This is a genomic window from Nonomuraea corallina (assembly GCF_027620315.1).
GTDB classification, from domain to species: Bacteria; Actinomycetota; Actinomycetes; order Streptosporangiales; family Streptosporangiaceae; genus Nonomuraea; species Nonomuraea corallina.
In genome coordinates, this window is the sequence record NZ_JAPNNL010000018.1 from 1 (window position 1) to 17,336 (window position 17,336).

At 72.9% G+C, this 17,336-nt stretch carries 17 protein-coding genes; 15 read left to right on the forward strand and 2 right to left on the reverse strand.

What is annotated here, in order from left to right; all coding sequences use genetic code 11:
- Nucleotides 1–130: 130 nt before the first annotated feature.
- The 8 genes from OUY22_RS07205 (at nucleotide 131) to OUY22_RS07240 (ending at nucleotide 6,743) form a co-directional block, all read left to right on the forward strand.
- Nucleotides 131–1,216, forward strand: coding sequence for an FUSC family protein (locus OUY22_RS07205; protein WP_270154005.1), 1,086 nt, complete (start codon nucleotides 131–133; stop codon nucleotides 1,214–1,216).
- Between the two features lie 68 nt (nucleotides 1,217–1,284).
- Entirely contained in the window at nucleotides 1,285–1,458 is a 174-nt protein-coding gene (locus tag OUY22_RS07210; RefSeq protein ID WP_270154006.1) for a hypothetical protein, read from the forward strand.
- A gap of 149 nt (nucleotides 1,459–1,607) precedes the next feature.
- Nucleotides 1,608–2,141 (forward strand): SseB family protein, encoded by a 534-nt coding sequence (locus OUY22_RS07215; protein ID WP_270154007.1) that lies wholly within the window; start codon nucleotides 1,608–1,610, stop codon nucleotides 2,139–2,141.
- A 128-nt stretch (nucleotides 2,142–2,269) separates the two neighbouring features.
- Nucleotides 2,270–3,010, forward strand: a complete 741-nt coding sequence (locus OUY22_RS07220) for a prepilin peptidase (RefSeq protein ID WP_270154008.1) — start codon at nucleotides 2,270–2,272, stop codon at nucleotides 3,008–3,010.
- 119 nt (nucleotides 3,011–3,129) lie between these two features.
- A complete protein-coding gene (gene aroC / locus OUY22_RS07225; RefSeq protein WP_270154009.1) occupies nucleotides 3,130–4,311 on the forward strand; it encodes a chorismate synthase in 1,182 nt (393 codons plus the stop codon).
- Entirely contained in the window at nucleotides 4,308–4,808 is a 501-nt protein-coding gene (locus tag OUY22_RS07230) for a shikimate kinase (RefSeq protein ID WP_270154010.1), read from the forward strand. Before aroC ends, OUY22_RS07230 begins: the two co-directional genes overlap by 4 nt.
- Nucleotides 4,805–5,881 carry a 3-dehydroquinate synthase gene (gene aroB, locus OUY22_RS07235; protein ID WP_270154011.1) on the forward strand — a complete coding sequence of 359 codons (1,077 nt, stop codon included), beginning with the start codon at nucleotides 4,805–4,807 and terminating at the stop codon, nucleotides 5,879–5,881. The genes OUY22_RS07230 and aroB overlap by 4 nt, the downstream gene beginning before the upstream one ends.
- Before the next feature lie 103 nt (nucleotides 5,882–5,984).
- The gene (locus tag OUY22_RS07240; RefSeq protein ID WP_270154012.1) at nucleotides 5,985–6,743 is read left to right on the forward strand and encodes an SGNH/GDSL hydrolase family protein; all 759 of its coding nucleotides are present in this window, start codon (nucleotides 5,985–5,987) and stop codon (nucleotides 6,741–6,743) included.
- A gap of 16 nt (nucleotides 6,744–6,759) precedes the next feature.
- On the opposite strand, the gene OUY22_RS07245 is transcribed toward OUY22_RS07240, so the two are convergent.
- On the reverse strand, nucleotides 6,760–8,745 hold the full coding sequence (locus OUY22_RS07245; protein ID WP_270154013.1) for an ATP-dependent DNA helicase: 1,986 nt from the start codon (nucleotides 8,743–8,745) through the stop codon (nucleotides 6,760–6,762).
- A 289-nt stretch (nucleotides 8,746–9,034) separates the two neighbouring features.
- Between OUY22_RS07245 and OUY22_RS07250 the strand changes: the two genes are divergently transcribed.
- Nucleotides 9,035–10,213, forward strand: a complete 1,179-nt coding sequence (locus OUY22_RS07250; RefSeq protein ID WP_270154014.1) for a chromosomal replication initiator protein DnaA — start codon at nucleotides 9,035–9,037, stop codon at nucleotides 10,211–10,213.
- A gap of 10 nt (nucleotides 10,214–10,223) precedes the next feature.
- Here the strand turns inward: OUY22_RS07250 and OUY22_RS07255 are convergent, their stop codons facing one another.
- Nucleotides 10,224–10,481 carry a ubiquitin carboxyl-terminal hydrolase 14 gene (locus OUY22_RS07255; protein WP_270154015.1) on the reverse strand — a complete coding sequence of 86 codons (258 nt, stop codon included), beginning with the start codon at nucleotides 10,479–10,481 and terminating at the stop codon, nucleotides 10,224–10,226.
- Between the two features lie 119 nt (nucleotides 10,482–10,600).
- Between OUY22_RS07255 and OUY22_RS07260 the strand changes: the two genes are divergently transcribed.
- Genes OUY22_RS07260 through OUY22_RS07285 form a run of 6 tightly spaced genes read left to right on the forward strand, consistent with a single transcriptional unit; the run spans nucleotide 10,601 to nucleotide 17,325 of the window.
- On the forward strand, nucleotides 10,601–11,362 hold the full coding sequence (locus OUY22_RS07260) for an ABC transporter ATP-binding protein (RefSeq protein WP_270154016.1): 762 nt from the start codon (nucleotides 10,601–10,603) through the stop codon (nucleotides 11,360–11,362).
- A complete protein-coding gene (locus tag OUY22_RS07265) occupies nucleotides 11,359–12,123 on the forward strand; it encodes an ABC transporter ATP-binding protein (RefSeq protein WP_270154017.1) in 765 nt (254 codons plus the stop codon). The genes OUY22_RS07260 and OUY22_RS07265 overlap by 4 nt, the downstream gene beginning before the upstream one ends.
- The gene (locus OUY22_RS07270) at nucleotides 12,120–13,979 is read left to right on the forward strand and encodes an AMP-dependent synthetase/ligase (RefSeq protein WP_270154018.1); all 1,860 of its coding nucleotides are present in this window, start codon (nucleotides 12,120–12,122) and stop codon (nucleotides 13,977–13,979) included. The genes OUY22_RS07265 and OUY22_RS07270 overlap by 4 nt, the downstream gene beginning before the upstream one ends.
- Entirely contained in the window at nucleotides 13,976–14,863 is an 888-nt protein-coding gene (locus OUY22_RS07275) for a branched-chain amino acid ABC transporter permease (protein WP_270154019.1), read from the forward strand. The genes OUY22_RS07270 and OUY22_RS07275 overlap by 4 nt, the downstream gene beginning before the upstream one ends.
- Nucleotides 14,860–16,026: a branched-chain amino acid ABC transporter permease gene (locus tag OUY22_RS07280; RefSeq protein WP_270154020.1), complete on the forward strand. Its 1,167-nt coding sequence runs from the start codon at nucleotides 14,860–14,862 to the stop codon at nucleotides 16,024–16,026. Before OUY22_RS07275 ends, OUY22_RS07280 begins: the two co-directional genes overlap by 4 nt.
- Before the next feature lie 12 nt (nucleotides 16,027–16,038).
- A complete protein-coding gene (locus OUY22_RS07285; RefSeq protein ID WP_270154021.1) occupies nucleotides 16,039–17,325 on the forward strand; it encodes an ABC transporter substrate-binding protein in 1,287 nt (428 codons plus the stop codon).
- Nucleotides 17,326–17,336 lie beyond the last annotated feature (11 nt).

A 17,336-nucleotide genomic window follows, 5' to 3' on the forward strand; every position in this document is an offset into this window, starting at 1 on the left:
CGACTTCCTCGCCGACCGCTGACGGCGGCCACCAGGCCCGGCTCCCGGGTTTTCGCGTGAGCCGCACGCCTGTCGGCCGATATTGACCGCTATGGCCTGTGTGACCGGAATGTCGTTATGATCGGCGGCGATGAGAAGGGTGGCGGGGAAGCTCGGCGATCACATGCGGGAACGGCGGGGGACGTTCGGGCTGATGGCTCCCTCCATCGCGCAGAGCTCTGTCGGAGCGGGTGTGGCGTGGCTCGTGGCCACTCAGGTGCTCGGCCACGCCCGGCCGTTCTTCGCGCCCATCGCGGTGCTCGTCTGCGTCGGCATCGGACTCGGCCAGCGGCTGCGCCGGGTGGCCGAGCTGGTGGTCGGCGTCAGCCTCGGCGTCGGCGTGGGCGACCTCCTGGTCGCCTGGATCGGCTCGGGGCCGTGGCAGATCACACTGGTCGTGATGCTCGCCATGGTGACCGCGGTGCTGCTGGACAGCGGGGCGCTGTTCGTGTCGCAGGTCGCCTCCTCGGCCGTGCTGGTCGCGGCCGTGCTGCCGGGCGATGACATGGGCGGCCTGGACCGGATGCTGGACGCGCTCGTCGGCGGCGCCGTGGGCCTGGCCGCGGTCGCGCTGATGCCGGCCAGCCCGCTCACCCTCGCCGCCAAGCACGCCTCAGGGGTGCTCGACGCGCTGTCCACCGCGCTGGAACAGGCGGCCGAGGCGATCGAGAAGCGCGACGCCGACCTCGCCGCGGAGGCGCTGGAGGAGGCGCGCGGCACGCAGGCGGCGGTGGCGGAGTTCGAGCAGGCGCTGGAGACCAGCAAGGAGATCATCCTGATCTCGCCGATGCACTGGCACCGGCGGTCCATCCTGGCGCGCTACGAGACCGCGGCCGAACCGGTGGACCACGCGCTCAGGAACGTCAGGGTGCTGGCCCGCCGCACCCTGGCCGCGCTCGGCGAGCCGCAGCCGCCCCCGGCGTCGCTGGCCGAGTCGATGCGCGAGGTGTCGGAGGCGGCGCTGCTGCTCCAGCTGGAGCTGGGGGCGGGCCGTGAGCCCGTGCTGGCCCGCCAGGCCCTGCTGGCCGTGGCCACCCGGCAGCGGCCCGACGACGGCGTCGGCTTCTCCTCCGCGGTGATCGTGGCGCAGCTCCGGTCCATCGTCGTCGACCTGCTGCGCGCCACCGGGGCGGACCAGGAGCAGTCCGAGGGGGCGCTGCCCCCGGTGGACGGCTGACGCCCCGCGGTTTCGCCGGTCCCGGCGGGGTAGGGCGCAGGAACGGCCCCGACCAGGAAGGACGCGTGATGAGCACACCCGACGAGAACGCCCCGAAGACCGACACCGAGCCGCTGCTGGAGGCGGCGCAGGACGACCAGGAGCCGGTGGAGGAACCCGGCACGGAGCCCAGGACCCAGGCGGGGCAGGCGATGCGGCGCGCGATGCGGGAGTCGGGCAAGAACCTCGACGACCTGACCTGAGCCCTGTGCCGCCTTGATCAGCGGGTCGACACCATCGCCGCTGATCAAGGGGCCTTCATGCCCGGGTCGCGACCCGGCTGCCTCGATCGGGCGCGGCGACGGCCCCCGCTGAGGACGGAGCCGGCGGGACGCCCGGATAAAGTCGGAGCATGCTCACCATTCCCGACCCGCTCGACCCGGACGACGACGGCGGCGTCTCGCCCGAGGTGAGCGCCGCGCTGGCCGCCTACCAGGCCGGCACGGCGGGGCCCGAACGCGTGCTCAACGCGCTCGGCGGGAGCCGGCTGCTGGTGCCCGTCGTCGCCCTGCTCACCTCGTCCGAGATGGGCGCGCACGGCGTACGGCAGGAGAAGGAGAGCGAGATGGCGCTCCCCAAGCTGGTCGGCAAGGACGGGCGCGAGGCCGTGCTCGCCTTCACCGGCGCCGCGGCGCTGCGGCGGTGGCGGGCCGACGCCCGTCCCATCCAGGCCACCACGCTCCAGGTGTGCCGCGCCGCCGTGGGCGAGGGAGCCGGGGCCGTGGTGATCGACGTGGCCGGGCCGGTCCCGTTCGTGATCGAGGGCGAGGTGCTGCGCGCCCTGGCCGCCGTCGAGTCCGGCACCCTCGACGGGCTCACCGTGGCCAGGGTCGAGCCGGTCAGGAAGCGGAGCTGGTTCCGCAGGAAGGCCGCCCGCGGGCGGTAGCAGCCCGTCCCGGCCCACGGCCCGGTCGCGGCCCGACGTTCCCCGTCCCACCGGCGATCCGGGCGTCCGCCCCGGCCGTTCGCGAACTCCCCGGCGGACGCGCGCCCGTCCCCACTAGAGTGCGGCGCGTGCTCGTACACCCAGCGGCGCACGACCTCCACTCTGCGGCGCACGGTCCGGTGCCCGCCTCCGCGTCCGGGCCGGAGCCTGGGCCGGGGCTCTGGCTGGTCCTCGGGGTGGCGGCGCTCGTGCTGCTGGGGCTCGTGGCGGGGTGCTACGTGCGGACGCTGGCCGGCGCGTTCGAGGCTGATCCCGCCGATCCGCGCGCCGAAGGCCGTGCGGCGGTCCGGGCGGCGCTGCGCACCGTGCCCGTGCCGGCCTGGCCGCCCACCCACGAGCTGATCACCGCCGCCGTGCTGGCGCTCGTGGTGTGGCGGGCCGGCTGGCCGTACGCGTACGCGGCGGTCGCCGGGACCGCCCTGGCCGTCATCGACCGGCGCACCACCCGGCTGCCCGACGTGCTCACCCTGCCCTCGTACCCCATCCTGGCGGTCACCCTGCTGCCCACCGGCGAGTTGCCCAGGGCGCTGCTCGGCGGGCTGGCGCTGGCCGCCTGCTACGGGCTGCTCTGGCTGATCAGGCCGGCCGACCTGGGGCTCGGCGACGTCAAACTGGCCGGTCTGATCGGGATGGCGTGCGCGGCGGCCGGGTGGCAGCCGTGGGCCGTCGCCGCCGTCGGCGGGCAGCTGCTCGGCGCACTCTACGCGGTCCTGCTGCTGGTCAGCCGGCGCGGCGGCCGGCGCACCGAGTTCCCGTTCGGCCCGTTCATGCTGCTCGGCGCACTCGCCGCGCTCTGCCTGCCGCACTGAAGGCCGCCTCACTGAAGGCCGCCTCACTGAACGCCCCCTCGCTGAACGCTCCCTTCGGCGGCGTCTCGGCTGGTGAACGCGCGGACGGCGCACCCGGTCGCGCATGGAAGACTTGGACCATGTTGCGTTGGTTGACCGCTGGAGAGTCCCACGGCCCTGAGCTCGTCGCCATCCTGGAGGGCCTGCCCGCCGGCGTCGAGGTGACCACGGCCGCCATCGACGAGGCGCTGCGCCGCCGCCGTCTCGGCTACGGCCGCGGCGCCCGGATGAAGTTCGAGCAGGACGAGGTGACGATCGTCGGCGGCGTCCGCCACGGCCGCACCATCGGCAGCCCGGTCGCCGTCCGCATCGGCAACACCGAGTGGCCCAAGTGGGAGAAGGTCATGGCGGCCGACCCGGTCGACCCGGCCGAGCTGGAGGGCCTGGCCCGCAACGCCCCGCGCTCCCGGCCCCGCCCCGGCCACGCCGACCTGGCCGGCATGCAGAAGTACGGCTTCGACGACGCCCGCCCGGTGCTCGACCGGGCCAGCGCCCGCGAGACCGCCGCCCGCGTCGCGCTCGGCGAGGTCGCCAGGCGCTTCCTCAAGCAGGCGCTCGGCGTCGACATCCTCAGCCACGTCACCTCGATCGGCGGCGTCGAGAGCCCCGCGCAGACCCTTCCCGGCCCGGGCGAGCTGGCCCGCATCGACGCCGACCCGGTCCGCTGCGCCGACCCCGAAGGCAGCGCCGCCATCGTCGAGCGCATCGACCGGGCCCACAAGGAAGGCGACACCCTCGGTGGGGTCGTCGAGGTGCTCGCCTACCACCTGCCGCCCGGTCTCGGCAGCTACACCCACTGGGACCGCCGGCTCGACTCCCGCCTCGCGGCCGCCCTCATGGGCATCCAGGCGATCAAGGGCGTGGCGGTCGGCGACGGGTTCGAGACCGCCCGCAGGCCCGGCTCGCAGGCCCACGACGAGATCGCCTACACCGCCGAGGACGGCGTGCGGCGCCTCACCAACCGCGCGGGCGGTGTCGAGGGCGGCATGACCAACGGCGAGATCCTGCGCGTCAGCGCCGCCATGAAGCCCATCTCGACCGTCCCCAGGGCGCTGGCGACCATCGACGTCAAGACCGGCGAGGAGGCCAAGGCCCACCACGAGCGCTCCGACGTGTGCGCCGTGCCCGCGGCCGGCGTCGTCGCCGAGGCGATGGTCGCGCTGGTGCTGGCCGACGCGGCGGTGGAGAAGTTCGGCGGCGACTCCGTCGAGGAGGTCGCGCGCAACCTGTCCGGCTACCTCTCATCCATGGTGATCAAATGATCAAGGCCGTGCTGATCGGCCCGCCCGGGTCCGGCAAGACCACCGTCGGCCGCCTGCTCGCCGAGCGTCTCGGCGTCACCTTCCGTGACACCGACGCCGACGTGGAGGCCGCCGCGGGCAAGCCCGTCAGCGACATCTTCATCGAGGACGGCGAGGAACGCTTCCGCGAGCTGGAGCTGGCGGCCGTGCGCCGGGCGCTGGACGAGCACGACGGCGTGCTGTCCCTCGGCGGCGGCGCCGTGCTGCGCGAGGAGACCCAGGCCCTGCTCGACGGCCGCCCCGTCGTCTACCTCCAGGTCGGACTCGCCGACGCGGTCCAGCGGGTCGGCCTCGGCTCCGCCCGGCCGCTGCTGGTGCTCAACCCGCGCAGCCGGCTGAAGAAGCTCATGGAGGAGCGGCGGCCCATCTACGAGCGGCTGGCCGTGCTCACCGTGGCCACCGACAAGCGCGAGCCGGCCGAGCTCGCCGACGAGATCGTGGAAGGGCTGAGCCGATGAGCGAGGCGACGCGCATCACCGTGCGCGGCGAGAGCCCGTACGACGTCGTGGTCGGCACCGGCGTCCACGGCGAGCTGCCCGGCCTGCTCAGGCCCGGCGTCGCCACCGTCGCCGTGATCCACCCGCAGGGCCTGCCCGAGCTGGCCCGTCCCGTCACCGCCGCGCTGTCCGAGGCCGGTCTCGACGTGGTGGCGCTGCCCGTGCCCGACGGGGAGGCGTGCAAGACCGCCGACGTGGCCGCCGGGCTCTGGTCGGCGTTCGGCCGCCACGGCATGACCCGCTCCGACGCGGTGGTCGGCGTCGGCGGCGGGGCCACCACCGACCTGGCCGGGTTCGTCGCCGCCACCTGGCTGCGCGGCGTCCAGGTGGTGCTGGTGCCCACGACCCTGCTCGCCATGGTCGACGCGGCCGTCGGCGGCAAGAACGGCATCGACACCCCCGAGGGCAAGAACCTCGTTGGCACCTTCCTGCCCCCGGCCGGGGTGCTGTGCGAGCTGTCGGTGCTCGACGGCATGCCCCGCGCCGACTACGTGGCCGGCCTGGCCGAGATCATCAAGGGCGGGTTCATCGCCGACCCCGTCATCCTCGACCTCATCGAGGCCGACCCGCAGGCCGCCACCCGTCCCGGCGGGCCCCACACCCGCGAGCTGATCGAGCGCAAGATCCGCGTCAAGGCCGACGTGGTCGGCGCCGACCTGCGCGAGGCCGGGCTGCGCGAGATCCTCAACTACGGCCACACGCTCGCCCACGCCATCGAGCGCGCCGAGCACTACCGGATGCGCCACGGCGAGGCCGTCGCCATCGGCATGACGTACGCGGCGGAGCTGTCCAGGCTCGACGGCCGGGCGGACCTCGTCGAGCGCACCCGCGCCATCCTCACCTCGGTCGGCCTGCCCACCGCCTACCACGCCGACGCCTGGCCCCGGCTGCGCGACCACATGCGCCTGGACAAGAAGAACCGCGGCGCCAGGCAGCGCTTCGTCGTCCTCGACGACCTGGCCGTCCCCGCCCGGCTCGAAGGCCCGCCCGAGGAGCTCCTGGAGCGCGCGTACGAGGTCATAGCCCGGTCATGAAACGGACGCCCGCCGGGATGGCGGCGGGCGCTACGGCGCGGGGGCCGCTACAGTCGTGGGTCCCCACGCCGCAGCACGAGAACGCGGAGATGAACGTCAGGTCATGAGGCACTACGGCTCCTTCGTCGCCCTCGGTGACAGCTTCACCGAAGGACTGAACGACCCCGGCAGCGACGGCCGGTTCCGCGGCTGGGCGGATCGCGTCGCCGAACGGCTCGCCCTGGACGATCCGTCCTTCCGCTACGCCAATCTCGCGGTGCGCGGCAAGCTGCTCGACCAGATCGTGGCCGACCAGGTCCCCCTGGCGGTCGAGATGTCCCCCGACCTGGTCAGCCTCTGCGCCGGTGGCAACGATCTGCTGCGCCCCGGCAGCGACCCCGACGTCATGGCCAAGACGCTCGCCGGCGCCGTCCGCGCCCTGCGCGCCACCGGCGCCGACGTGCTGCTGTTCACCGGGGTCGACCCGCGTGACACGCCGCTGATGCGCCGCCTGCGCGGCCGGTTCGCCGTCTACTACCTGCACATCCGCTCGATCGCCGACCTCTACGGGTGCCGGCTGGTCGACCAGTGGTCCATGCAGGGGCTGCGTGACTGGCGCGCCTGGAGCGAGGACCGCCTCCACATGAACGCCGACGGTCACCGGCTGGTGGCGGCGCGCGTCCTGGACGTCCTCGGGGTGCCGTTCGACGACTGGCACAAGGTGTGGCCGGAGCGGGCGGTCGACCCCCGCGCGCGCCGCCGCGAGGACGCGCAGTGGATCCGCGAGCACCTCGTCCCGTGGATGTCGCGCCGCCTGCGCGGCGTCTCCTCCGGCGACGGGGTGGCTCCCAAGCGTCCGGAGCTGTCTCACTGGATGGCGTAGGAAGCCCCTCGCCGGTTCACTCCGCCAGGCGGCGCAGGGCGGCGCGGGGCACGGCCGGGTCCGTCGTACGCCAGAACGGCGGCAGCGAGCCCAGCAGGAATCCGCTGTAGCGGGCCGTGGCCAGGCGCGGGTCGAGCACGGCGATGACGCCCTTGTCGTGCTGGGAGCGCAGCAGGCGCCCCGTGCCCTGGGCGAGCAGCAGCGCCGCGTGCGTGGCCGCGACGGTCATGAACCCGTTGCCGCCCTTGGCCGCGACGTGCCGCTGGCGGGCGGAGGTGAGCGGGTCGTCGGGGCGGGGGAACGGCACCCGGTCGATGATGACCAGGCGCAGCGACGGCCCCGGCACGTCGACGCCCTGCCACAGCGACAGCGTGCCGAACAGGCAGGTCGGCTCGTCCTCGGCGAACTGCTTGACGAGCAGCATCGTCGAGTCGTCGCCCTGGCACAGCAGCGGCACGTCGAGGCGGTCGCGCAGGGCCTCGGTGGCGGCCTTGGCGGCGCGCATGGAGGAGAACAGGCCGAGCGTGCGCCCGCCGGCCGCCTCGATCAGCTCCGCGATCTCGTCGAGGTACGCCTGGGGCAGGCCGTCGCGGCCCGGCTGGGGCAGGTGTTTGGCGACGTACAGGATGCCCGCGCGGGGGTGGTCGAACGGGGAGCCGACGTCGATGCCCTGCCAGCCCTTGTCGCCGAGCCCCCATTGGCGGGCCATGCCGTCGAAGCTGCCGCCGAGCGCGAGCGTGGCGGAGGTGAGCACGACGGTGCGCTCGCCGAAGAGCTTGTCGCGGAGCATGCCGCCGACGTTGAGCGGGGCGACGCGCAGCACGGGCGGCCGGCGGTCGGTGGCGCCGTCGAGCCACACGACCTCGGCGCGGTCGGCCTCGCCGGCGTGCCCGTAGGCCTCCAGCATGCGCACGGCCGTGTCGTGCACCTCGTCGAGCGCGGTGAACGCGGCCTTGCGCTGGCCCGCCTTGTCGGGGTCGTCCTTGTCGCCGCCGCGCGGCCCGAGCGCGGTCAGGCAACGGGCGGCGCTGTCGCGGACCAGCGCGAGCGTCAGCCCGAGCACCTCGGGCAGCTCGTCGACCCGGCCCGGCGGGGCGGCGGCCAGCAGCGCCTTGAGGTCCTCGCTCGCCTCCATGAGCTGGTCGGCGATCGGCTGGTCGATGAGCCTGCCGACCCGGCGCACCGCCAGCGCGACGGAGGTCTCCGACAGCTCGCCGGTGACCACCGAGGTGACCCGGTCGACCAGCTCGTGGGCCTCGTCGACGACGACCAGCTCGTGCTCGGGCAGCACCGGCAGCTCGCCCATGGCGTCGATGGCGAGCAGCGCGTGGTTGGTGACGACCACGTCGACCTCGCCCGCCCGCGCCCTGGCCAGCTCGGCGAAGCACTCGGCGCCGCTGGGGCACCGGCTCGCCCCCAGGCACTCCTGGGCGCTGACGGAGAACTGCCGCCAGGCCTGCTCGTTGACGCCGGGCACCAGCTCGTCGCGGTCGCCGGTCTCGGTCTCCTCGGCCCACTCCTGGATGCGCTGCACCATCCGGCCGGTGGCGCTCACGTCGCGGGCGTCGAACAGCTGGTCCTGCTCGTCATCCTCCGGCCAGGCCGCGGTCAGCTTGTAGCGGCACAGGTAGTTGCGGCGGCCCTTGAGTATGGCGAACGTCGGCTCGTGCGGCAGCTCCTGGGCCAGGGCCTCGGCCAGCCGGGGCAGGTCGCGGTCGACGAGCTGGCGCTGCAGCGCGATCGTGGCCGTCGAGACGACCACGGGCCGGTCGGTCTCCATCGCGTGGCGGATCGACGGCACCAGGTAGGCCAGGGACTTGCCGGTGCCGGTGCCGGCCTGGACGGCCAGGTGGTCGCCGTCGTCGATGGCCTGCTGGACCGCCTTGACCATCGTGATCTGGCCCTGCCGCTCGCTGCCTCCGAGAGCGTTGACCGCGACGCTGAGCAGGGAATCGGCTGGCGGAAGATGGGAGTCCGGCACGGCAGTCAACGGTACCCGCATTCCAGGGTCCGCCGCGCCGGACGCGGCGTGATCGGCCATGCGCATCCCGGCGTTCGGAGACCTCATCGCCGTGTCCCGTGGCACACTGGCCGTGGAACTCCACCTGGGAACCGCGGGAACCAAGGGACTCCAGGTGGAGAGGGGAAGTCCGGTTTAGTAGGGTTTTCCGGGGTTGAGTGGACGGATAAAGGCTGGTACTAGCAGTATGTCTGCCATGTCGGAAGTTGTCCCGTTGCCATCGTTCGGTGAAGTCTTCTTCGATGCCCGAGGTCAGGAGCGGTGCCTCAGAGTGACCTGGCACGAGGGCACCCTCGTGCTGAGCCTGTGGCGCGGCGAGATGTGCACCGCGAGCTTCCGCATGCCGCTGGACGACGTCGGCAGGCTGCTCGACACCCTCGACGACGGATACGCCGAGGCCTCCGGCGAGGCGCCGTCCGATGAGGCCGCGCACGAGGCCCACGCCGACCCCGGCACCGAGATCATCCCCGGCACCGGAACCTACCACCGGCCCGCCGCCCAAGGGCCGCACCACGAGGAGCGGCCGCCCGCGCCGCTCGGCCCCAACGACGTGCTCGTCGCCCGCGGCAACCCAGCCCACCAGGACAAGCTGGTCGCCTCCTACGGCGAGACGACCCCGCCGCGCGGCACGGCCCAGCCCTTCGCCGGTCCGCAGTACGCCGACCAGACGGGCGACCCGTTCACCGGCCCGCAGTACGCCGGCGACGGCGGCTACCGCGACCCCTACTCCGGGCCGCAGTACGTCCAGCACGACGCGCAGCCGTTCGCCGGCCCCCAATACACCGAGGAGCCGGCCGCGCCGGTCTACCAGCTGCCCGGCGCCCAGCCGCCGCACACCGACCCGCTCGGCTTCCCGTCGCAGGCCCGCGCCGCCGAGCCCGCCTACGACCAGCGCGCCGACTCCTACGGCGGCGGCCAGTACCAGCAGCAGCCGCGCACCGTGCCGAGCGGCGGCGGGGCCGGGCTCGGCACGCCCATGCACGGCATCCCCGGCGCCGGCCGCCGTCAGGACCCGTTCCGCGGCCAGGAGCCGGCCTACGCCAAGGAGCCCTCCTACAGCCAGGACTCGTCGTACGGCCAGGACTCTGCTTACGGCAAGGACTCTGCGTACGGCAAGGACTCTGCGTACGGGAAGGACTCGTCGTACGGCCAGGACTCCGGCTTCGGCCAGGACGCGGGTTACGCCCGCGATCCCGGCGGCTACGGCCAGACCTCCTCCTACGATCAGGACTCCGCGTACGGGCGCGAGCCCGGCTACGGCCAGAGCGACGGCTACGGCCAGGAGCGCTACAACGGCGGCGCGTCCAACCCGGTGGACCCGCTGCTGTCGATGGGCCGGCCGGAGCCCGACAGGAGCCGCCCGTACCTCGGCGAGCCGATGTTCTCCACCGGCGAACGCCTGCGCCCGGAGCAGGAGTACGACGAGCGCCACGACCGCCGCGACTGGTGACAGGCCCGCGCTAGCCCATCCGGCTGTCGGCGTAGCACCAGCGCCAGGTCTCGCCCGGCTCGAACGACTGCACGACCGGATGCCCGGTGCCCTGGTAGTGGGCCGTGGCGTGCTTGCCGGGGGAGGAGTCGCAGCAGCCGATGTGGCCGCAGCTCAGGCAGCGGCGCAGATGGACCCACCGGCCGTCCGCCGCCAGGCACTCCTCGCAGCCCTCGGGGGTGCGCGCCTGGGGATCGTCCGCCTGATTCAGATGTTCGCATGTCGCCATGTCCGCGATCTTAAACACAGGTTGGCAGCGATTTCGGCCAGACCCCTTGCTGCGTGTCGGAGGAACGTGGACTCTGTGCTCATCGGGGAGTGACCTGTACCACAAACCCGGGAGCCGCGGTGCTCGAAATCCGCAATCTCGAGGTCGTCTACGACGACGTCATGCTGGTGCTGCGCGGCGTGAGCCTCGTCGTCCCGCCCGGCTCCATCGTGGCGCTCCTCGGCGCGAACGGCGCGGGCAAGACGACGCTGCTCCGCGCCCTGTCGGGGCTGCTCGACGTGCACGACGGCGAGGTCACCAAGGGCGCCGTCACCCTTGAGGGCGAGCCGATCCACCACCTGAGGCCCGCCCAGATCGTCCGGCGCGGCATCAGCCAGGTCATGGAGGGCCGGCGCATCCTGGCCGAGCTGACCGTCGAGGAGAACCTCAGGGTCGGCGGCCACACCGCCGCCGAGTCCCACCTGGGCCGGGTGTACGGGCTGTTCCCGGTGCTGCGCGAGCGGCGCGGGAGCGTGGCCGGTTACCTGTCCGGCGGCGAGCAGCAGATGCTGGCCGTGGGCCGCGCCCTCATGGCCGGCCCCCGCTACCTGCTGCTGGACGAGCCCAGCCTGGGCCTGGCCCCCTCGCTCGTCGCCCAGGTGCGCGACCTGGTGGTGGAGATCAACCGGCAGGGCACCACGGTGCTGCTGGTCGAGCAGAACGCCACCATGGCGCTGTCCATCGCCAGCCACGGCTACGTCATGGAGACCGGGAAGGTCGTCATGGACAAGCCCGCCGCCGACCTGCTGGCCGACGAGGACATCAAGGAGTTCTACCTCGGCGCGGTCCGCTCCTTCCGCGAGGTCAAGCACTACAAGCGCAGGAAGCGGTGGCTGTCGTGAGCGTCCTGGAGGTGGCGGACGTGCACCTGAGCTTCGCCGGGGTCAAGGCCATCGACGGCGTCTCGTTCGAGGTCGGCCCGGCGGAGCTGCTGGCCGTCATCGGCCCCAACGGCGCGGGCAAGACGTCGGTGTTCAACGTGCTGTCCGGCGTCTACCGGCCGCAGTCGGGGCGGGTCGAATTCCTCGGCGAGGACCTGCTGGCCCGCCGCCCGCACGAGATCGCCGCGATGGGGATGGCCAGGACGTTCCAGAACGTGGAGCTGTTCCACAACCTGACCGTGCTGGACAACCTCATGCTCGGCCGCCACCACCACTTCCGCTACGGGGCGCTGTCCGCCCTGTGGTGGTTCGGCCGGGCCCGCCGCGCCGAACTGGCCGCCCGCGCCGAGGTCGAGGAGATCATCGACTTCCTGGAGCTGGAGGCGTGGCGCCGCCACCCCGTGCGGCTGCTGCCCTACGGCGTCCAGAAGCGGGTGGAGCTGGGCCGGGCGCTCGCCATGGAGCCCCGGCTGCTGCTGCTCGACGAGCCGGTCGCCGGGATGAACCTGGAGGAGACCGAGGACATGGCCAGGTTCGTCCTGGACATCCGCGACGAGCTGGGCATCCCGATCGTGCTCGTCGACCACGACATGGGCCTGGTCATGGACCTGGCCGACCGGGTGCTGGTGCTGGACTTCGGCCGCCCGGTGGCGCTCGGCACCCCGGCCGAGGTGCAGCAGGACCCGCGGGTCGTCGAGGCATACCTGGGAGGGACCGCATGACCGCCACCCCCGCCACCCCCGTCGCCGCCACGCTCACCAGTCTCGTCACCCGGGTCCGCGACCGGGCCGCGGCGACCCCGGACGCGGTCGCCATGCGGCACAAGGACCTCGGCATCTGGAAGGAGGTGACCTGGGCCGCCTACTGGGAGCGGGCCGAGCTGGTCGGGCACGCGCTGCTCGCGCTCGGGGTCGAGCCCGGCGACCGGGTCGCCGTCCACGCCGAGAACCGCCCCGAGTGGCTCTACGGCGACCTCGGCACGCTCGCGGCCCGCGGCGTCACCGTCGGCCTCTACCCGACGAACCCGCCCGCCGAGGTCGCGTACCTGCTGGCCGACTCCGGCGCGAAGATCCTCATCGCCGAAGACCAGGAGCAGGTCGACAAGGCGCTGGCCGTCATCGGCGAGTGCCCCGAGCTGCGGCACGTCGTCTACGTCGAGCCGCGCGGCATCCGCGGCCGCTACACCGACCCGCGGCTGATGCCGTGGGAGGAGCTGCTCGCGCTCGGCGCCGGGCACCGCGAACGGGACCCCGGCGCGCTCGACGCCCGGACGGCAGGCGCGGGTCCCGGCGACGTGGCCACCCTCATCTACACCTCCGGCACCACCGGCCCGCCCAAGGGCGTCATGCTGACCCTCGGCAACATCGAGTTCGCCGTCGAGACGCTCGTGCTGGGCGGCGGCTTCGCCTCCCCGCCGCCGTCGCCGAGCGACCTGACGCTGTCGTACCTGCCGTTGTGCCACGTCGCCGAGCGGGCGTTCACCGTCTGGTTCAACGCCGCCGCCGGGGTCCAGGTGAACTTCGCCGAGTCCATCGACACCGTCCAGGCCAACCTGCGCGAGGTGCAGCCGACGATCCTGTTCGGCGTGCCGCGCATCTGGGAGAAGGTGCTCGCCCAGGTCGACATCCGGCTGGAGTCCGCCTCGCCGGTCAAGAAGGCCGTCGGCCGGTTCTGGCTGCGGGTCGCCGACCGCATCGGCGACACGCTGGTGCGCACCGGCGGCACGCACACCGCCGCCACCCGCCTGCTGTACGCGGCCGGGTGGGTGTTCTGCTACCGGGCGCTGCGCGAGCGGCTCGGCATGCGCCGCGTCCGTTACGCCGCCTCCGGCGCCGCCCCGATCGCGCCGGACGTGCTCAAGTTCTACATGGGCCTCGGCATCCCCATGCACGAGGTGTACGGGATGAGCGAGAACACCGCCATCGCCACCGCCAACCGGCCGGGCCGGGTCCGGCTCGGCACGGTCGGCGAGCCGCACCCGGGCGTCGAGCTGCGGATCGACGAGGCCACCGGCGAGATCATGACCAGGCACCGGGGCACGTTCGCCGGCTACTGGGGCAGACCGCGGGCCACCGCCGACGTGCTCGGCCCGGACGGCTGGCTGCGCACCGGCGACGTCGGCGAGTGGGTGGACGGCACCCACGTGCGGATCACCGACCGGATGAAGGACGTCATCATCACCGCCGGCGGCAAGAACGTCGCCCCCAGCGAGATCGAGAACGCGCTCAAGGCGTCCCCGTACGTCAAGGAGGCCGTCGTCATCGGGGACCGGCGCCCCTACCTCGTCGCGCTCATCGGCATCGAGCCGGACACGGTGGGGGAGTGGGCCAGGCGGCGGCGCATCCCGTACACCACCTACCGCGACCTGTCCGGCAAGCCCGAGACGCGGGCGCTGGTGCAGGGCGTCGTGGACGAGGTCAACACCCGGTTCGCGCGGGCCGAGCAGATCAAGCGCTTCGCGTTCCTGCCCAAGGAGCTCGATCACCAGGACGGCGAGCTGACCGCCACCCAGAAGGTCAAGCGCGGCGCCGTCGCCGAGCTCTTCGAGGACCTGGTCGAAGGGATGTACGCGCGGTGACCGGCACGCTGGAGACGATCATCAGAGGACTGGGCAACGGGTCGGTGTACGCGCTGCTCGCCCTCGGCTTCGTGATCATCTACAAGGCCACCCGGGTGATCAGCTTCGCCCAGCCCGCGCTCATGCTGGCCGGCGCGGTGGCGGTCAGCTACCTCGCGCCCGTCACCGGGTTCTACCTCGGGGCGCTGCTGGCCGCGCTGCTCATCGCCGCCGTCGCCCTCGGCATCGAACGGGTGGCGATCCGGCCGATGGTGGGCCGGCCGGTGTTCGTGGTGGCGATCATCACCCTCGGCATCGACGTGGTGGTGCGGGTGGTGGTCAACAGTCTCATCGGCAGGGACGTGCGCCAGGTCGGCGACCCGTGGGGGTTCGACCTGGTCGCGCTCGGCCCGCTGGTCGTGCAGCAGCGCTGGTTGGCCATGATGGCCGCCGCCGCGGCCCTGGTCACGCTGCTGTTCGCGTTCTTCCGCCACAGCAAGTACGGGCTGGCCATGCGGGCCGCCGCCTACGACCAGGAGACCGCGCTGGCGCAGGGCGTCTCCGTCAGCGCGGTGTTCGCGGTCTCGTGGGCGCTGGCCGGGTTCCTCGCGGCGGTGGCCGGCATGTTCGTCGGCACCGGCCAGGGCATCGAGCAGACCACCTGGATCGTCGCGCTCAAGGCCCTGCCCGCGATCATCGTGGGCGGGCTCGACTCGCTCGGCGGCGCCGTGGCGGGCGGGCTGGTGATCGGGGTGGTCGAGTCGCTGTTCCAGTCGTACCAGGGCGCCTACCTGCCGTGGCTGGGACAGAACTTCGCGATCGTCTCGCCGTACGTGGTCATGCTCGTCGTCCTGCTGGTCAGGCCGTACGGGCTGTTCGGCACCCGGGAGGTCGAGCGGGTATGAGCGGAACGCGGGCGGGCGGCCCTTCCGCCGCCCCTGCCATACCGACCGGCCGGTCCCGCCGGGTGCGCGGGCGGCCGCTGCTCCACACCTCCTACGCCCAGGACATGGCGCTGCTCGACACCCGGGCCAAGCGGGTGTCGGCCGCGGCCCTCGTGCTGCTGGCGCTGGCGCTGTCGGCGGTGCTCACCGACCCGGCGCTGGAGGTGCTCGCCGCCGCGTACGTGCTGGCCATCGGGGCGATCGGGCTCAACATCGTCACCGGGTACGCGGGCCAGGTCTCGCTGGGGCACGCGTTCTTCGTCGCCATCGGCGCCTACACCGCCGCCGCCCTGTCCGGGCCGCCCGGCGGCGACACCCTCGGGTACGGGATCACCGAGATCTGGGTCTGGCTGCCCGCGGCCGGGCTCGCCGCCGCCGCGGCCGGGGTGCTCGTGGCGCCGCTCGCCACCCGGCTGCGCGGGCTCTACCTGGCCATCGTCACGCTCGGGCTGGTCTTCCTCGGCGAGCACGTCTTCAAGGAGTGGCAGGAACTGACCGGCGGCGTCGGCGTCGGCCGGGAGGCGGCCGTGCCCACCCTGCTCGGCGTCAGGCTCGACCAGGACGGCGCGTTCGGCACCCGTGAGCAGCAGCTCTACCTGCTCATGCTCGTCCTGCTGGTGGTCTTCGCGGTCGCCGCGCGGAACCTGGCCCGCTCCCGCGTCGGCCGCGCCTTCGCGGCCATCCGCGACCGCGACATCGCCGCCGCCGTCATCGGGGTGCCGCTCACCCGCTACAAGGTGCTCGCGTTCGGCGTCTCGTCCTTCTACGCCGGGTGCGCGGGCGCGCTGCTGTTCACCCTGTCCGGCTATGTCGAGCCGGGCTCGTTCAATCTGCTGCTTTCCGTCCAGTTCATCGCGATGGTCCTGATCGGCGGGGTGGCCACCGTCTCCGGGGCGATCGCGGGCGCCCTGTTCCTCTCGCTGCTGCAGCCGCTGACCCGGGCGCTGCCCGCGCTGGTGCCCGTCATCAGCGGCGACACCACGCAGACGCCCAACGTGTTCCAGGTCGAGACCGTGCTCTACGGGCTGCTGATCGTGCTGTTCCTCATCTTCGAGCCGCGGGGCCTGTTCGGCCTCTGGATCCGCGTACGGAACTACTGGAAATCATGGCCTTTCTCCTACTAGAAGGGATTTTTCATGAAGAGTCGCTATGTAGTGGCGATCACTGCAGCAGTGGCCCTTCTGTCCGCATGCGGCGTCTTCCGGGGGGACGACGAGGGCGGACAGAACGCCCGTACGACAGGAGTCACCAGCGAACCCTGTCCCTCCGCTGTCGACGGCAACAAGGGATGCATCTACCTCGGCACCATCTCCGACCTGACCGCGGGGCCGTTCGCGGCCCTGGCCGTGCCGATCACCGACGCCCAGAAGGCGTTCTGGGCCCGGGTCAACAAGGCCGGCGGCATCGGCGGCAAGTACGAGGTGGACGTCACCCGCTACGTCCGCGACAACAAGTACAACCCCGAGGTGCACCGGCAGGTCTACAACGAGATCAAGGAGCAGGTGCTCGGCCTGGCCCAGACGCTCGGCTCGCCCACCACCGCCGCCATCCTCGGCGACCTCAAGGCGAACAGCGTCGTATCGGCCCCCGCCTCCTGGACCTCGGCGTGGGAGTTCGAGGACGTGGTCATCGAGACCGGCGCGAGCTACTGCGTCGAGGCGATGAACGCCGTCGACTACGCCATGGAGGCCCACCGGCCCAAGTCCGTGATGGCCGTGCACCTGGCCGGCGACTACGGCGCGGACGCCGCGGCGGGCGCCAAGGTCGCGGCCGAGGCGCACGGGCTGGAGTTCACCAGCGTCGAGACTCCGCCCGGCGCCACCGAGCAGGGCCGCGCCATCACCGAGATCACCCGCGCCGAGCCGGACCTGGTGATCCTCACCACCGGCCCGGCCGACGCCGCCACCATCGTCGGCCAGAGCGCCGCGGCGGGCTTCAAGGGCCGCTTCATCGGCACCGCCCCCACCTGGAACCCCGCCCTGCTCAAGTCACCCGCCGCCGAGGCGCTCAAGGCCCTGTACGAGCAGTCGTCCCCCGGCAAGTCATGGGACGCCGACACCCCCGGCCACCAGGCCATGCGCGCATCCCTGCCCGGCGTCACCCCCAACGACGGCTACACCTCCGGCTGGGCCTGGGCGTACCCGATGAAGGCCGCGCTGGAGAAGATGGTCGCCGACGGCGACGTCAGCCGCGCCGGCCTGCTCGCCGCCGTCAAGTCGCTCAAGACCGTCGACTACGAGGGCATGCTGCCGCCCGAGGCCGGCAACTACGCCGACGACCCCGACACCGCCGCCTTCCGCCAGACGCTCATCAACAAGCCCGACGACAGCGCGCCGACCGGCGTCACCGAGGTGCGGGACTTCTTCACCGGGCCGACCGCCAAGTCCTACACCTTCGACGGCCCCTGTTTCGCCAAGCTCTGATCACGTGGACG

What these genes read in the sequence shown, in the direction of transcription:
- OUY22_RS07205 (WP_270154005.1), top strand. Translation starts at nt 131, where the DNA reads ATGAGAAGGGTGGCGGGGAAGCTCGGCGATCACATGCGGGAACGGCGG.
- OUY22_RS07210 (WP_270154006.1), top strand. Translation starts at nt 1,285, where the DNA reads ATGAGCACACCCGACGAGAACGCCCCGAAGACCGACACCGAGCCGCTG.
- OUY22_RS07215 (WP_270154007.1), top strand. Translation starts at nt 1,608, where the DNA reads ATGCTCACCATTCCCGACCCGCTCGACCCGGACGACGACGGCGGCGTC.
- aroC (WP_270154009.1), top strand. Translation starts at nt 3,130, where the DNA reads ATGTTGCGTTGGTTGACCGCTGGAGAGTCCCACGGCCCTGAGCTCGTC.
- OUY22_RS07230 (WP_270154010.1), top strand. Translation starts at nt 4,308, where the DNA reads ATGATCAAGGCCGTGCTGATCGGCCCGCCCGGGTCCGGCAAGACCACC.
- aroB (WP_270154011.1), top strand. Translation starts at nt 4,805, where the DNA reads ATGAGCGAGGCGACGCGCATCACCGTGCGCGGCGAGAGCCCGTACGAC.
- OUY22_RS07240 (WP_270154012.1), top strand. Translation starts at nt 5,985, where the DNA reads ATGAGGCACTACGGCTCCTTCGTCGCCCTCGGTGACAGCTTCACCGAA.
- OUY22_RS07245 (WP_270154013.1), bottom strand. Translation starts at nt 8,745, where the DNA reads ATGCGGGTACCGTTGACTGCCGTGCCGGACTCCCATCTTCCGCCAGCC.
- OUY22_RS07255 (WP_270154015.1), bottom strand. Translation starts at nt 10,481, where the DNA reads ATGGCGACATGCGAACATCTGAATCAGGCGGACGATCCCCAGGCGCGC.
- OUY22_RS07270 (WP_270154018.1), top strand. Translation starts at nt 12,120, where the DNA reads ATGACCGCCACCCCCGCCACCCCCGTCGCCGCCACGCTCACCAGTCTC.
- OUY22_RS07280 (WP_270154020.1), top strand. Translation starts at nt 14,860, where the DNA reads ATGAGCGGAACGCGGGCGGGCGGCCCTTCCGCCGCCCCTGCCATACCG.
- OUY22_RS07285 (WP_270154021.1), top strand. Translation starts at nt 16,039, where the DNA reads ATGAAGAGTCGCTATGTAGTGGCGATCACTGCAGCAGTGGCCCTTCTG.